Origin of the sequence: uncultured Proteiniphilum sp. (genome assembly GCF_937873925.1) — a bacterium.
Taxonomy (GTDB): Bacteria; Bacteroidota; Bacteroidia; order Bacteroidales; family Dysgonomonadaceae; genus Proteiniphilum.
This window is the reverse complement of sequence record NZ_CALNAT010000053.1, coordinates 1-15,571: the sequence shown is the minus strand read 5'-3', so window position 1 is coordinate 15,571 and position 15,571 is coordinate 1. Positions and strand designations below refer to the sequence as shown.

The following is a 15,571-nucleotide window of genomic DNA, read 5'->3' as shown; positions in this document are numbered from 1 at the left end:
CCTTCGCTCCTCGATTTTCAATTCTGCGCTCGGCAAAGCAAATAAATTTGTTCTGCGCTCGCTTAACGAAATAGTTGAAACAGTAAACCCTCTAAAGATTAAAATTGGGTAAGATCAATTTTTTGAATTGTTTCTCCCGGTTCAACAATATAACTTTTCCTTTTTAATGAATTATTATCTGTAATCAGCACTTTTATCTTTTTCTTATCCATTCGTTCTATATTTATATCAAAGGAGGTATTAAAAGCACGGATATTTTTTAAAGCCATTTTGTCCCATTGAGATGGCAGTTGGGGAGTAAGCGCGAAACTTTTGAGTCCGACAGGACGAATACCGAACAATCCTTCCGTAATTATTCGACAATAAAGTCCGCTCTCCGCCGAAAGATGCCGTTGGTTTCCTTCCGGCCATGCTTCAATGGGATACGGGACATGCTCCCCCAATAGTCGGTGCTCGGAATATTGTTTCAGGAATTTTGTGGCGGTATCATTCTCTCCTGCCTGATAGATTCCACGCAAGGCGTATAAAGTGGACCGGTCCCAGTATGTGGAACTTCCTTCTTGCGTAAGCAATCCGTTTTCACTCCATAGTTTCGGACTAAGCAATGCGTCGATAGTTCCCTTTGCTCTTTCAGTTATACCTACTGTTAACGGGATACATATCCATGAACGCAGCAAATCGTTTCCGTCATAATACCGATACGTAGGGTATCCACTTATATCTGCTCCGAAATAGTTCTCAATAGCTTTTTTGAGTGCCTTAGCCTCTTCTTGATAAGAAATGATCTGGGTTTTATTTATCTTTAATTCTTTCCCCAGAGATGAAGCCGATAATAATGCATCGTAATAAAGAGAGGATGTAGAGAGGTTTGCTTTCCCGGCAGGGAAACGGCCTTCTAATTCGTCCGTATCCGATTCTACCACACCTTCGCGGTTACGTTTACGTTTACAATATTCAAGGCACCATTCTATTAAAGGCCAAAGAACTTTGGCCTCTTGTATATCTCCACGGGCTAATGCATAACGTGATGCGCCGTAGGCTATCATTGCCGCATCACCCCGATCGCCCGCACCGTTCCAGATATCACTTCCTTCCGCAATAATGGAACTTGGGATAGGGTTGAATTCAGGATTCATAAAACGGGCAAAATGGTTGTATGAATTCAGGGCTGACCCGTTTCCCTTGTCGTATCCCAGAAAAGGAAAGAACGGATTGATATATTCCGCCTGATCGTTTGCCCATATGGCAGCGTAATATGATTCTCCACCCGGACCATGCATCAGGCCGCCTTTTGTGCGAAAAATACTTTCGGATCCTCTTATTTTTGCAAAACGAAATTCCCTGTTAATGATTTCATCCGGTGTATCCAGGACTAAAGCATTATCGATACCGTTACGGATGTAATCCATCCGTGCGGTCAATTCTTTTTCTACATCGGCATTCAACGATTTTTCATTTTGTCTGTGAGCTTGAAACTGTACGTAAAACGTTTTTTCGGATTGGGGATCCAGCCTGAATGTTCCGGAACCGGTCAGTTCACAAATAAGAATATAACTTCCGTCTTTCCCTTTTTCCGGCAAAGTCATTATTGTCTGGGAAAAATCGGGAATATAGATTATGACTTCCTGATCGCTGATATTCTTCAAAACATATTTTTCACCTGCAAGCGGTTTATCCGTTGACGGGAAAAAAGTCCTGTACATTTCAATTGTCCGTTCAGGCTCTGCTTTTACAGCACCTCCGATATTTGGTTTCCCGATAGAAAAAGAACTTATCACATGCACTATACCATTTATTTTGACCTTTTCTACCCGTTCATTTTGGAGTGGAAGTCCATTCACACTCAGCAAGGATGGGATATCTGTGGCAAACCGATGCATAAGGCTGGCATGAGTATTATTCGGAACGGTACGGAGCATTGGAAAAACCAGGGAACGCTCTGTGTATAAACTTCTGTTTTCATTTACACCCCAACGGAACACATAGGAAACCTGTTCTCCACTCATTTCGATATGATCATAATGGGGAATATCCTCCTTTACAATCCACTCAATGCCTCCATCATCCGACAAAATCCATCGGTTTTGCGCGGATAATCTCGAGGTTATGAAAAGGGAGAAGAGAAAAAAAATTATTTGACTATAATATCTCATTTTGATCCTAAAAAAGTGAATATTTTATTTTTCATATCAAACATCCCCTAATTGGTTTAATCTTTTACATACAAAAATAAAAAGCTCCGAAAAGTGATAAATCGGAACTTTTTATTCTTATATTATTCAACTATTGACCACTCCATGGATTTTGATCCGATTCTGATACTGCTTTATTGTTCAAAATCTCCATCTGTGGAATTTGGCAAAAGAAACGATAGTCATTCGACTCCAAATAAGCAGAGGGTTGTGCATCGGAAGCATTATAACCATTCAAATATTGAAGTCCCCAAACATAATGTCCACCCGGGTTGGTAGCAGAAACACCATAACGAAACAGTCTTTTCTGCAATCGAACTAAATCATAAAAACCGGATTGACCTTCACAGATCAACTCTTTTCGACGTTCTACATAAATGTCTTCCAACAGGGCATTCCCGGAGCTGTTGGTTGTGGGATTTGCATTCCGTGCCAGTTGCAGGCGATTGAGCAGTATCAATGCTTCTGCTTCTTTTCCTTGATGAGCCGCAGCTTCCGCCATGATCAGCAACATCTCCGCACCACGCATTAAGCATACTTCCGGACGAGTCGTGCTGCCAATTACGCTACCACCATCAGCACCATAGTGTTTATATTTATCGAAAGCCCATTTTGAACTTTTCTCCTGGTCGGCATTTTTTGTCCGTTAAATAATTCTTCAAATTTGCTATCCGCGAAAAAAGCAATGAATGAATAGATGGGACCGTCCGAAAAACCTTCACCATAGCTTTCGTCTTGATTATACCAGAAATTAAACTGGGTACCACCCCCCAAATTATTGTCATCGGTATATTTCATAGCCCAAACAACTTCTTCATAATCCCCGGAAATCATATCATCGAAACCTGAACGGTATTCCTCACGGGTCATCAAAATATTATGATTATCGTACACTGTTTTCGCTTCAGTATAAGCACCGTCCCAGTTTTGCATTACCAAATAAACACGCGATAAAATACCGGAGCAGATATCTGAATTAATTAACCATTTATCCGTCGGATTATAATCAGCAAGCAATGACTTGGCCGTAGTCAAATCCGAAACAATTTGTGCATATGTTTCTTCTACCGTAGAGAATCCTGTGTTATCGACATCATCCGTAGAAGAAGTACGCAAAATAACACCTCTTTTGTTTTTGGCAATCACATACGTTTGCTGATAATTCTGAATTAAATGAAAATACATGAGACCCCGTATAGCCAACGCCTGCCCTTTAATATTACTTTTATCTGTTTCATTGCCGGCAGCATCATCAATATTACTAATAATGATATTAGTGAGATTGATCACATTGTAACACATTTTCCAAATATGACTCGCAAGACCATCGGCCTGTGTCTTGGAATTGGAATATTGGTATGCCGTCAATTGATCTCCTCCCATATTGGTATGACAAATGATATCGGAACCGCCCAAATCCACATACATTTGCAGACCGGGAAGGCCGGCATACACACGGTCAGTCCCCTGAGTATTAAATAATAATTGTTTATAAGCAGACGTTAATACTTTGTTTAACTGAGATACATTCCCATATACATCCGAATCGGAAATTTCAACGTAAGGATTTGTTGTGAGTGCGTCATTACATCTTGTGAAAACCAAGCAAATAAGGGCAAGGGATAAGATGCAATATGTTAGTCTTATTTTTTTCATAAGTCTTATTTTTTAGTTTATAATGTAATTTGAATACCGCACATATAAAGTCTTCTGGAACCCTGTATACCATTATCCGTATCTGCATTCCCATTATAACTATTACCCATAACACCTGTTTCAGGGTCAGTATAACGTCTGGCTGCAGGCCCAAATGTGAGCAAATTGTTTCCGGTTACATAGATGCGGAAGTTTTCAATCGATGCTTTGCGGCTAATCGATTTTGGCAATGTATAACCCAAGGTAAGATTCCTTAAACGCCAATAATCATTGTCGAATACGAAATTCGTGGCATATTTAACTGTTCCGGCATATTGTGTATAGGACCAGCGTGGAATGGTCTTGTTCGCATCCCCTGGCTGTTTCCACCGATCCTGAACCAAATCCTGTACCACTCCCACACCGGGACGATTCGTAATACGTTCCTTGTATGTGTAATCCGACATTTTCGACCCGTACGAATAGTACCACATAAATGAAAGGTCAAACCCCTTGAATTGGAGATTATTGGTGATAGCACCGAACATCTTGGGAAGAGCAGAACCGGCGTAAACGAAATCATCCGTTGTAACTTCAGCGGTATTTTCGGTACGTTTCCACTCTCCTGTCCAGTTTCCGTTATTATCTTTCACTTTAATCAGCCAACCCGGCATACCTGTCTCAGTATTTACACCGTCATATTGGGGGGCGATAAATTCATAAATAGATTTTCCTTCTTCCATTTTGTAAGTGCAAGCTACGCCCGAATATGTATAAGCCCCCGTCGGTAAGTATGTTACCTCGTTCTTTAACGTACTTAAGTTTGCATCAATGGCCCATTGAAAATCTTTTGTGTGAAAAATTTTGGCATTTGCCGTGAATTCAAACCCGCTGTTGCGAAGATCTCCAATATTCGTGTTAAAACCGGTAGCGTCTCCCACTTGTGCCGAAATTGGCAATTCTTTGTAAAACAACAAGTCTTTGGATGTGCGGGAGTAGTACTCAACCGTACCGTTGACACGGTTGAAAACAGAAAAGTCCAGCCCTACATTCCATTGGTGATTACTTTCCCATTTCAGGTTAGGTGTACTATAAGTAGAGGGTTTTAATCCGGGTTCAAGATATAAATTGTCGTTGGTATACGTGCCTTGATAGGCGTAAAGAATTTCGCCCCCGGCTTTTCCGCTGCTCGCGGTACGAACAATTAATTTATCATTACCGGTAGTCCCGTAACTTCCTCTCATCGATAAATTGTCCAGCCACTCATATTCTTGTAAGAACTCCTCCTCCGAGATTCTCCATGATGCTCCAGCGGACCAAAAGGTACCCCACCGTCTATCGGGACTGAAACGGGAAGATCCGTCTTCACGAACCGATGCGGATAAATAATATTTATCGAGGAAATCATAATCTACTTTCCCAAAGAAGGATAGTAATGCATAATTATCACGTCCACCCCAAACACCAAACTCTTTGGTTGTGTTAGACAACTCATATTTGCCTAATTCCATAATACCGGAACCCCACCCTTGTTCATAGTGAGAATCCCACGCATAATATTCATGGCCAAGCATCCCTGTAATGGTATTATTACTAATATTCCAAGTACCTGACAGAACGTTATTCCAGGTTACGGAACGTTGGTTAAAGTCGTAACGACTGGCATAACCCCCATTGGCCAGAATAGATGTACCATACGGTGCTGTTTGGGCGCTGCCGTGTACTGCTGAACTATAATTCATGGAACGGGAGGAATAGTCATCCGTATTGATAGCTGATCTTAGTTTCAGGCTGTAAGGCAAGTCGAATTCTGTGAAAAATTGCGCTGATGTAATATGCCCCATATTATTATCAAAACTATCATCGTTGTCATTATCCCAATAGTCTCCCGAATTATTCAGAACCTGAATTCCGAAAAAGTTATTGGTATATTTTCCAAAATCATACATCCGTTTTCCTGATTTTTCTGAATATACCCAATCGGTGTTATCAATATTACGTAACCAGGGGGAAGATAGCGTAGTGGTGAAGTTTGCAGCGCGACTGGCTCCGCCTGAAATATTCTGGCGATGACGAGAATAGGACAAGCTGCCGCCTACATTCCACCAATCCTTTATTTTTGTAGTAATGTTGGAACGGAAAGAATAGCGTTTGTAGTACTGGCGATTGCCGTACCCCAAGTCATCCAGATAACCCCCGGAGAAAAAATAGGAAGTATTGCCGTCCGGTGTCTGTCCACTTATATCAACGCTATAATCCTGGCGTAGCTTACGAGAGAATATTGCACCGTAAACGTCCCAGTCGCTTTCATCCCAGACATATTCCAAATTCGGATTCATATATGGATTTCCTTTTCCATCATGTAATACATAGTCTTCGTTGATATACTTGAAGGGTGTTACATAGATCGTTTCACCTTTTGAATTGGTGGTCGCCTTTACCTGTTTTGTAAGGGCATTGGCTGAAGCGTAATCCCCTGCTGCCTGCGGTGTCATACCATCAAAGTAAACAGCGTCGTAATAGAGGGCATACCAGGTATTTTCCAGTTGTTGGTAAGGATCTGCCTTTACCGGATTAGGCACTGCACTGTCAGATGTCCCCCAGGCACCGCGAAAATTCACCTGCGGTTTTCCCGATTTCCCTCTTTTGGTTGTAATCATAACCACACCATTCGCAGCACGCGAACCGTACAATGAAGTTGCTGCAGCATCTTTCAAGATTGTCATGGCATCAATATCCGAAGGGTTAATCTGATTCAAATCGCCGTCGTAGGGCATTCCGTCAACAATATACAGCGGATTAGCAACGCCGGACATGGAGGCGATACCACGAATCTCAATACGTGTATTGCCTCCGGGATTACCCTGCACATTCACTACATTTACACCGGCAGACATCCCTTGTAATGTTTCCGCAAACCCTGTACCCAATACTTTTTCAAGCTGTTCGGATCTAACAACAGAAGCGGAGCCCGTTAAGGTTGATTTTTTTTGCGTTCCATATGCTACCACAATTACGTCATCTAAAGCTTTTGTATCTTCTATCAGAATAACATTGACAATTGTTTTTCCTGCCGTGGGAATATTTTGTCCCACGTATCCGATATAGGATATACTTAATGTACAATCCTCTTCGACATTTAATGCAAAGTGTCCCTCTATATCTGTAACCGTCCCGTTGGTGGTTCCTGTCTCCAGAATATTGGCTCCTATGACCGGCCTGCCTTGCTCGTCGGTAACTTTGCCGGTGATCGTCTTTTTCTGTTGCTCAATTTCTTCTTTTATCGTTACAGGCGTTTCTACCACTTTTGATGAAGTGTTTTTATACACCGATACCTGCCGTTCCACCACAGTATATTTCAGATCCGTGTCTTTCAGAAGAGTTTCCAGGACAGTGTAAATGGATCCCTTGTTGGCGCGGAGACTGGTTCTTTTATTGAGTTCAAGTTGCGCTTCATCCGTGATAAGAAACACATAATCGCTTGTTTTCTCAATTTCCGAAATGGCTTTTTTGATGGTCACGTTTTTCAGATCCAACGAAAGCTCTGTTTGCTGGGGGTACATATTCTCCGCCGCTAAAGAAAACAGGCAGAGAAAAAATAATAAAGTTGAAATCTTCATGATTTTTAGGGTTCTGTTGCATTTTTTAAATGCAATCAGGTTAGATTTAATTTTTTCTTTCATACATTTATTGTGAATTTAGTTTACGGATTATATTGGTAGATTAATTTCGCTTGATCGGGCAATGTGGCAGCATTGTCCGATTTTTATTTCATTCGTTTCCCTTTCTCATAGGCATCTTATTTTTTAGTGATATGGATGATATTGTTTTCTCTTTGGTAAACAGTAGAGGAAAGTACGGAAACGGAAGTCATGACGCTGTCCAGATTATTCGAAAGGAACAATTTGCCGGAACAGGTCTTATCGTTTAGCTTTATCTCGGGAATACTCTCAAACTGAACATTGTAATACCTCCCTATTTTTTTAAGTATCTCTGATACGGGCGTTTCATCGAACTCCAGTATTCCTTTTGTCCAACTGATATATTCCGATACGTTCACAGACTCTTTTGTTATGTCATTATCCGTTACTTCTAATTTCTCATTGGGCAGCAACTCGGTAGTATGCTTGTCGGTCGTTTCTATTTTTACTTTTCCCTTCACTAATACGACCGTTTTTCTACTGTCGTCATGATAAGCCGAAACATTGAAGGAAGTACCCTGTACATAGATGTCCATATCGTGTGCACGTACGACAAACGGAACTTTCGAATTGTGTGCAACATTGATAAAAATCTCGCCGTTTACACTTATTTCTCTTTTACTTCCCATAAACTTAGAAGGAAAATCAAGTTGAGTCCCTGAGTTCAGCCAGACTTCCGTTCCGTCGGGAAGGGTAAGACTCGTTCGTTTGCCGTAAGGAACGATTAATTTGTTTAATTCTGCTGCAGCCAACGATAATTCTTTCCGCGAATCCGTACTGTCCGTTACCAGCGCTTTTCCATCTCCGGTGAGGCCGATATGGGATTTATGAGCAATATTGATTCTCTCCCCTCCCGCAATAAGATATATCTCCTCCACAGGAAGCGCCTCTCCTACAATGATTTCGTTTTTCGGGCTACCGTCCGACCTGACATCCTCTCTACGGTTAAAGAATAAGACGGACAGGATCCCTATCACTAAAACCGCGGCTACTGAACCTATTCTCCGCAACAATCTGCGCCTCTTATAACGATGTATATTCAGCAGAACAGTTCTGTAAACATCTTTTTTATCCTCGTCCGGTAATTGATCCCGATTGATCTTTACAGCATTAAATTGTATAATTGCCTCATGGAATGCTTTTTCCAGATGCGGGTTTTCGATCAGAAAGTTATTCCAATATTCATCCGATTCCTTCGTTCGAAAAAGTCTCCATCTGATGAAATCTTCGGCAAGAAGGAAGTTATGATCGTTTTGAAATAATCGATTTTTATTATCCACAGTAGTTTGTTTATAGTAATGACGAATCTAATTCTGTTCTGTAGACATAAATAAATAAAAAAATAAAAAATTAACATTTATCAATTATTCCCTACATAAATCGATGAAGTAAGAACAGTAGGAATAATACCCCTAAAACTTCCGGAAAATCTTCCTCGGAGACTTGTTGCCGTAGTTTCTCCATTGTCCTGTATAATAATTTACGGGCCGACTCTTCGCGAATATCCAGAATATCCGCTATTTCTTTATGCTCCAATCCTATCATATATTTAAGATAAACCACCTCCCGCTGGTTGGCGGTCAGCCCGTTGAGGAGCGAATAAACTTTTTTCTTTAAGATTTCTGCATTTTCACTATCTATTATATTATCCAGCACAGTTACTTGTACAGTAAAAGATTCGGTAACAGAGTCAAGGGTTTCTTCTCTTATATTTTTTCTGGACAGATCTATAAGACGATGTTTGAACGATTTAAAAATGTAAGCAGTAATATTTTTTATATAATGTAAGTTGTCCCTGGATATATAGAGTTTATAGAATATATCCTGTATGGCGTCTTTACATATTTCTTTTTGAAAACCCAGGCTGACTCCGTACGCGTATAAATCATCCACATGGTTGTTATAAATAATGGAGAAAGAGGGTTCATCTCCCTTTTCCACAAAGCTTCTCCAACTTAAATCAATAGAAACCATTTAATTATATATAACCTAGATTTTCTTTATTTGGTAGTAAGGAACAAATTAACATCATTTTTTCTTTGTGAGCAAATTTTGAATATGATTTATGTAAAGTCTATTTTTTCAATAATTTCATTCCAAATCCGGGAAGATCTGATACCTGTACTTTGCCATTTATTATAGGGTAATCACCATAATAAATATCGTCCGATAGACATGTTACCCCTTCAATAGTGACCACATTTCCAATGCCAGCAGCCAGATGTATGGTATAACGGGTTTTTAACAGGTTACCCCAAGCGTGTGGACTTGATGTCATTCCAATCTTTTTTAATTCTCCCATAAGATTTATCCAACGGGAAAAACCATAATCGTAAATATCGGGTAAAAAAACATTCAGGACTTTCTCTTTACCTAAACTCAAACACACATCAAAATCGGGATCTGCTTCTCCGTCTGCATAAAGTGTTTTTTCATAACCATTTATATCCATCCATTTTCTCAATTCTCTCCCTTCATTTATTTTCTCTTTAAATGGTTCCTCAACCCATACTAAAGGTATATTATTAATCCCTTTTAGAAAATGTATCGTATCCTTTAGATCGTACATATCATTAGCATCAACCAACAATTCTGTATTTCTATCTTTAAAAGATTGATATATTAACCTTGTAACTTCAATGTCTTTATCTAATCCCTCGGCGTGGGGATACCATCTTCCACTTCTACCTATTTTAATTTTAAATTGGCGATATCCATAATTGTAATCCCATTCACAGTTCTTCAGAATGATGTCCAGATTTTTTGATTTATTTTCCGGATTTAATTCATCCAAATAAATCATACCACTATAAATTGGAGTTTCTTTAGTACCGTTGTTACCGAGTAATTTATATACTGGTTGATTTAATATGATACCGCATAGATCAAATAAAGCGAATTCTATTGTTTGATCTAATCCCACATTAATTAGCCCAAGTTTTGGATTTATTAATTCTGAAACTTTTTTGTTTTCAATAAAGTGGAAAAGCCCTTTTGCTCTATTTCCTGAAAGTCCCCACCCCATTGCTCCCTGGTCTGTATATATTTTTAATACCGTGCATTTGTGATTTTGACCATGAAAATCAATTTTTCCATTTTTACCAACAAATCTGGGCCAATGGTAATCAATCTCAACTAATTCGCATCTTTCAATTTTGTGCTTGTCCAATTCTGAATATGCTTGCATTTCAGAAAATTGATTGGCAGGGTGGGCATATGTAGCAAAATGATTGTTCGGTAACAGACTTCCACCGACAGTTGCAACAGCCCCAATCTTTAAAAAATTTCTTCTTTTCATACGATTATTTTATTTCTTTTATTTCGGTGTATGGAACTATTCCCAATAAGCAAATGAGCAGAGTCAAGCTTGCTTGAACTATGCCATCTACTCTCCTTTCATTCTTAAATCAATAGAAACCATTTATAACCCAAAGCTCTTTAATTGGCATTGAAAAGCAAATTAACATCATTTTTTCTTTGTGAGCAAACTTTTAAGATATTTTGTTTCCCGTTATATACCGCAATCGATATAGGTTTTTAGAAAGAAAAGTACCGAAAAAAACATGCCCGGAGAAATACCGGGCATGTAAGTATAATTTTGAACCGGGGAAAACAGCTCTACAGCTTTTCAGTTTTTTACCCGGTCAGGCTATCCGCTCATTAGCGGCACACACGGAAGGATCAATAACTTATATTCAGTGAAATCCCGGCATAGTAGAGTGCACCATAAAGAGGGGCATAGATAAACGCCGCATCATCGAGGTGTTTCTCATCCTGCATATAATTAAATATATTTTTTGCCCCGGCATAGAAGTTGAATGCTCCGAAACGTTTGGAAACCCGCCCATTGAAGGTCATATAAGGTTCCGTTTCTTTTATCTTTGAATTTCCTGTCGTCTCGCTGATATAATCGATGTACATTTTCCCCTGATAGATCCCATATAGTGTAAACATCCACGTCTTCGGTGAATATTCCAGTTTTATGCTTCCGGTGGTGGATGGAAAGCGGGGGATGTACCGGCTGATACCAGCATATTCCGTTTCCGCCCAGTCTCCCCTTTTGTTTTTATATTTTCCGCTATTCAAGGCGAAGTCCGCTCCCACATTCAGATTCCTGAACGGATTTGCCATAACCGTAAACTCCATCCCTTTCACCACTGCATCATCAATATTTTCCCATTGGTAGGTATATCCCAGTTTCTTCACCTCATCGTCGGCATCGGCAAAATCGATCTTATTTTTCAGTAAAGTATAAAACAGGTTGGCGCTGACCTGAAAATGATCTCCGTAATAATCGGCGGAAAAATTGGCGCTGCGTGATGTTTCGGCTTTCAGCCCGGATGATTTCCATACACGGGGAGAGCCGCTGCACAGGTGCAGGTCTTCCGAAAATCCGTAAGGCGCCCTGAAGCCCGTGCCGGCATTCGCCCGGAGCGTAATGTGCCTTGTCAATTGATATTTCAGCGCCAGACGCGGATTAACACTTGTTTCATCGAATTCTGTTTTCGGAAAATCGCTATCGAAGACTTTTCTGTCGGAAGTATATTCCTCACCCGATGAATGATGGTCGATGCGGACACCCGGCACGACCGTAAACCTGGGTGATACGTTCCATTCATCCTGAATATACGCCCCCATTTCACGGGCATGTTTATGGGCTATGGATTTATATGCATTTCCGTAATACTCACTGGCTTCGTCTACCACTGTGTACATCCCGGTTTCATTCAGGTTTGTGGCATAGTGCTGCACTCCGAAGATCAGGTTATGATTTCCCGGCCTCGAGGTGAAGCTGAGGGTCGATACCCAGGTGTTCTCTTTGGCGATATAGGGACGCATATCCAGCACATTGGGTGTTTCCCCTTCATGTGTATCCATATAATCCCCTAAAAAAGAATCGTTGGTCGCTTCCCTGTTATGATCGATATAAGAGGTGTTGAACTGCAATTCGGAACGCTCTCCAAGCGGTTTTATATAATTTACTTCCCCCTCATAGCGGTTGGTAGTAATATTTTCAGTACCGTCGGTAAAGGGATTTTTATAATAATCGTCGGTAATTTTACCCCCTGCCCGCTTTTCGTTAATACCTTTTCCACGGAAGATAAGCTTGTCATCGTTAAAGAAGGGATTATCCACATAAAGACTGAATCCCATATTATGCAATTTCGATTCTACACGGTCGGCTACCCCGTCTTTCTGTTTCACTTCTTCCCGGGTATCGCCCTCACCCGTTTCGTCAATCACATCATGGTCGACCTTCTGTGCATATATGTTCAGCCCTATATTGCCTCTCTGATTCCGCATGGAAGAAGAAATATTATAGGCGTTGGTACCCCAATTTCCGAACTGGATATCGGCCGAGACGGAAGGGATTGCCGACGGTTCACGTGTAATAATATTGATAGCTCCTGCTACCGCGCTACTCCCGTAAAGGGCGGAACCGGCCCCTTTTACGATCTCGATCCTGTCCACATCGCCCGTTCCGATCTGTTCCAGCCCATATACACTGGCCAAACCGGAATAGATGGGTTGTCCGTTTATCTGCACCTGGGTATGTTCCGCTCCCAACCCCTGCATACGCACCATGGAGAAATTACAGAACTGGCACTGGTTCTCTACCCGGAGTCCCGGAATCGCTTCCAGCGCCTCAAAGATATTCTGGGCGTTTTTTGTCCTCAAAGACTGGGAGGTAACCACTTCCGTACGGATGGGAACGTTTTTTACGTAGTGCGGTGTCCGCGTTCCGGTGACAACCACCTGTTCCAGGTTGAACATATCTTCTTCCAGTTCAAAACGGATTTCGTTATTTTTTCCCGGTTCAATCGTTACATCGATTTCCTGGGGTTTATACCCTACATACTGGGCGACAATAGTTTGCTTTCCTTCCGGAATATTTTTCACCACAAATGTACCGTCGGAACGGGAAGATGTTCCCTGAACGGTCCCCTTCACCAGAATGGTCACAGAAGGAAGCCTTTCTTCGTTTTTTTTATCCTGTACATATCCCGAGAGCATTCCTTCGCTTTTTTGCGCTTGGGGAAAAGCATCGGATACATACAACAGCATAAGTAATAATAAAAATAAATGGGTAGTTTTCATTCTGTTATGTTATTTACTGTGTATAGCACCTAAAAAAGATGCAAAATTAGCATTAATCATAGATAGTATCAATCCCCAATAGTTATTATTTTTCAATAAAAAGTAATCATTTTTAGTCATTGCTACATTGAATAGAATCATGTTACTTTGCACAAAATATTCAATTATTTATAAAACGAGCATGCACGTCATTACACTCAAAAGCATCATTAAATTGTCTTGAATCTGTGTCTTGGCTCTTGGCTCTAAAATTTATCGTATGAAGTCAATCGCAATCATTTACGGCTCAAGTACCGGTAACACAAAATATGCAGCCGAATTAATCGCCAAAAAACTGGCCGGGTATTCACCCGTATTAAAAGACATCGCCGATATTGTATCCGAAGAACTACAGGAGCCCGGTGTGCTCATTCTGGGCGCCTCCACCTGGAGTATCGGGGAATTACAGGATGATTGGGAAACATTCTTCCCGCAAATCAAAAAACTCAATCTGACAGGTAAAACCGTGGCATTGTTCGGCGCGGGAGATGCAGAGGGGTATCCCGACACCTTTGCCGATGCGCTCGGTATCCTTTATGATGAGTTTGCCAAAACAGGCTGTACTTTTGTGGGAGAAGTGTCTACCGAAGGATATACGTTCGACGACTCCCAGGCCCTCCGGAACGGGAATTTCGTGGGATTACCGCTGGATGAAGACAACGAAAGCGATCAAACAGACAGTAGGATAGAAGCATGGGTGAATTCCCTGAAACAATATCTGGATTGATTTCTTTATTACAACCTATCGGCATTAGCCAATAGTTGAAACTACACGCCCTTATAGGGAACTCTCTCTTTTAAATTAATCATGTACAGCACACTATCAATAAAAAACCCCACGAAAAAATTGTGGGGTTTTTTATTGATTCACATTTTGGTATCCTGATAATTTTTCCGTGACAGTGTATTTTAGCTTGAAACTTGAATAATTGATACACTTAGGATTTCCGTTCTCACGGCACACTACAGTAAAAACCGCGTAACAGTTGCTGTTACACGGTTTTTATTATCTGTTACGCAACGTATGCTGCGTGTTACATTGCTTATATATTACATATTACTTATTCTGCACTTTCGTGGCTGAAATAACTACCATTTGTAAGTTGAACTACTCCTTTATAAGAGCCCTTCGTTGCAATAACCGTCAGTTTGTCTCCCACTTTAATACCTTTGGCAGCTATCAAACCTTTTCTGAAATCGCCGGTTGCACCATAACCCGGATAACAGCCATACAGGTAGATCTCACTGCCACCGTCTTTCAAGTAAAGATTACCGTACACCGCATCAGCAATCGATGTAATTTCACCGGTTATCATAAAGAAATCTGTGCTGGAATCAGGTTTGGTCAGCACCTCGGCAATGGTAGCAGCAGTTACAGGAATAACGCTTTCCAAAACGGCGCCAGCAACTTGAGGAGTACCTTTATATTCGGCACGTTTTCCGACAATTGTAATGATATCACCCACTTTCAAGCCTTTACTCGGGAAATCCTGAATACCATACACATAGGTTTCTCCGGAGAAATCCCTCAAGTATAAATTACCATATGTAGTATGGGCGATACTGGTGATCACACCCGACAAACGATATTGGGTGTCACCAACTACAGCTGCAAGGAATTCTGCCACAGTTGCTTTCACAATCGCTCCTTTTTGGGTAAGCGTTGCTTCTGTAGTATAGTTTTTAGAACCATCTGTAGTTTGGAATGTGATAGTAGTTCCACGGTCTCCACCATTATTGGCAGCGGCTTGGAATTTCACAACCGCATTCGTTCCTGCCGATTGGATAGACGAAATTGACAACCAGGACTTGGCATCTTCAGGAATTTCTACCGATACGCCTTGTCCTTTGCAGGTAAGGAATGCTGTGAACTCACCTCCTTCGAGGGGAAGCACTTCGTTTTCC

9 protein-coding genes and 1 pseudogene are annotated in these 15,571 nt (G+C 40.9%); 1 reads left to right on the top strand and 9 read right to left on the bottom strand.

Annotated features, from left to right (window positions below):
• Positions 1-98: 98 nt before the first annotated feature.
• From Q0502_RS03860 to Q0502_RS03825, 8 genes and pseudogenes are all read right to left on the bottom strand, one after another.
• Positions 99-2,153 (bottom strand): hypothetical protein, encoded by a 2,055-nt coding sequence (locus Q0502_RS03860; RefSeq protein WP_298647341.1) that lies wholly within the window; start codon positions 2,151-2,153, stop codon positions 99-101.
• A 130-nt stretch (positions 2,154-2,283) separates the two neighbouring features.
• Positions 2,284-2,760, bottom strand: a pseudogene (locus tag Q0502_RS03855) (RagB/SusD family nutrient uptake outer membrane protein); the annotation flags it as partial.
• On the bottom strand, positions 2,754-3,494 hold the full coding sequence (locus tag Q0502_RS03850; protein ID WP_366521752.1) for a RagB/SusD family nutrient uptake outer membrane protein: 741 nt from the start codon (positions 3,492-3,494) through the stop codon (positions 2,754-2,756). The pseudogene Q0502_RS03855 and the gene Q0502_RS03850, both read right to left, overlap by 7 nt.
• 371 nt (positions 3,495-3,865) lie before the next feature.
• Positions 3,866-7,447 carry a TonB-dependent receptor gene (locus tag Q0502_RS03845; RefSeq protein ID WP_298647335.1) on the bottom strand — a complete coding sequence of 1,194 codons (3,582 nt, stop codon included), beginning with the start codon at positions 7,445-7,447 and terminating at the stop codon, positions 3,866-3,868.
• A gap of 179 nt (positions 7,448-7,626) precedes the next feature.
• Complete coding sequence (locus Q0502_RS03840; RefSeq protein ID WP_298647332.1) at positions 7,627-8,808, bottom strand: FecR domain-containing protein; 1,182 nt, start codon at positions 8,806-8,808, stop codon at positions 7,627-7,629.
• 91 nt (positions 8,809-8,899) lie between these two features.
• On the bottom strand, positions 8,900-9,502 hold the full coding sequence (locus tag Q0502_RS03835; protein WP_298647329.1) for an RNA polymerase sigma factor: 603 nt from the start codon (positions 9,500-9,502) through the stop codon (positions 8,900-8,902).
• A 100-nt stretch (positions 9,503-9,602) separates the two neighbouring features.
• Positions 9,603-10,826: an enolase C-terminal domain-like protein gene (locus Q0502_RS03830; protein ID WP_298647325.1), complete on the bottom strand. Its 1,224-nt coding sequence runs from the start codon at positions 10,824-10,826 to the stop codon at positions 9,603-9,605.
• A gap of 383 nt (positions 10,827-11,209) precedes the next feature.
• Positions 11,210-13,594, bottom strand: coding sequence for a TonB-dependent receptor (locus Q0502_RS03825; protein WP_298647344.1), 2,385 nt, complete (start codon positions 13,592-13,594; stop codon positions 11,210-11,212).
• Between the two features lie 292 nt (positions 13,595-13,886).
• Here Q0502_RS03825 and fldA point away from each other — a divergent pair, with 292 nt between their 5' ends.
• On the top strand, positions 13,887-14,393 hold the full coding sequence (fldA, locus tag Q0502_RS03820; RefSeq protein WP_298647322.1) for a flavodoxin FldA: 507 nt from the start codon (positions 13,887-13,889) through the stop codon (positions 14,391-14,393).
• Positions 14,394-14,727: 334 nt separating this feature from the next.
• Here fldA and Q0502_RS03815 read toward each other — a convergent pair.
• On the bottom strand, positions 14,728-15,571 hold an 844-nt coding region (locus tag Q0502_RS03815; protein ID WP_298647320.1), incomplete at its 5' end, for a BACON domain-containing carbohydrate-binding protein.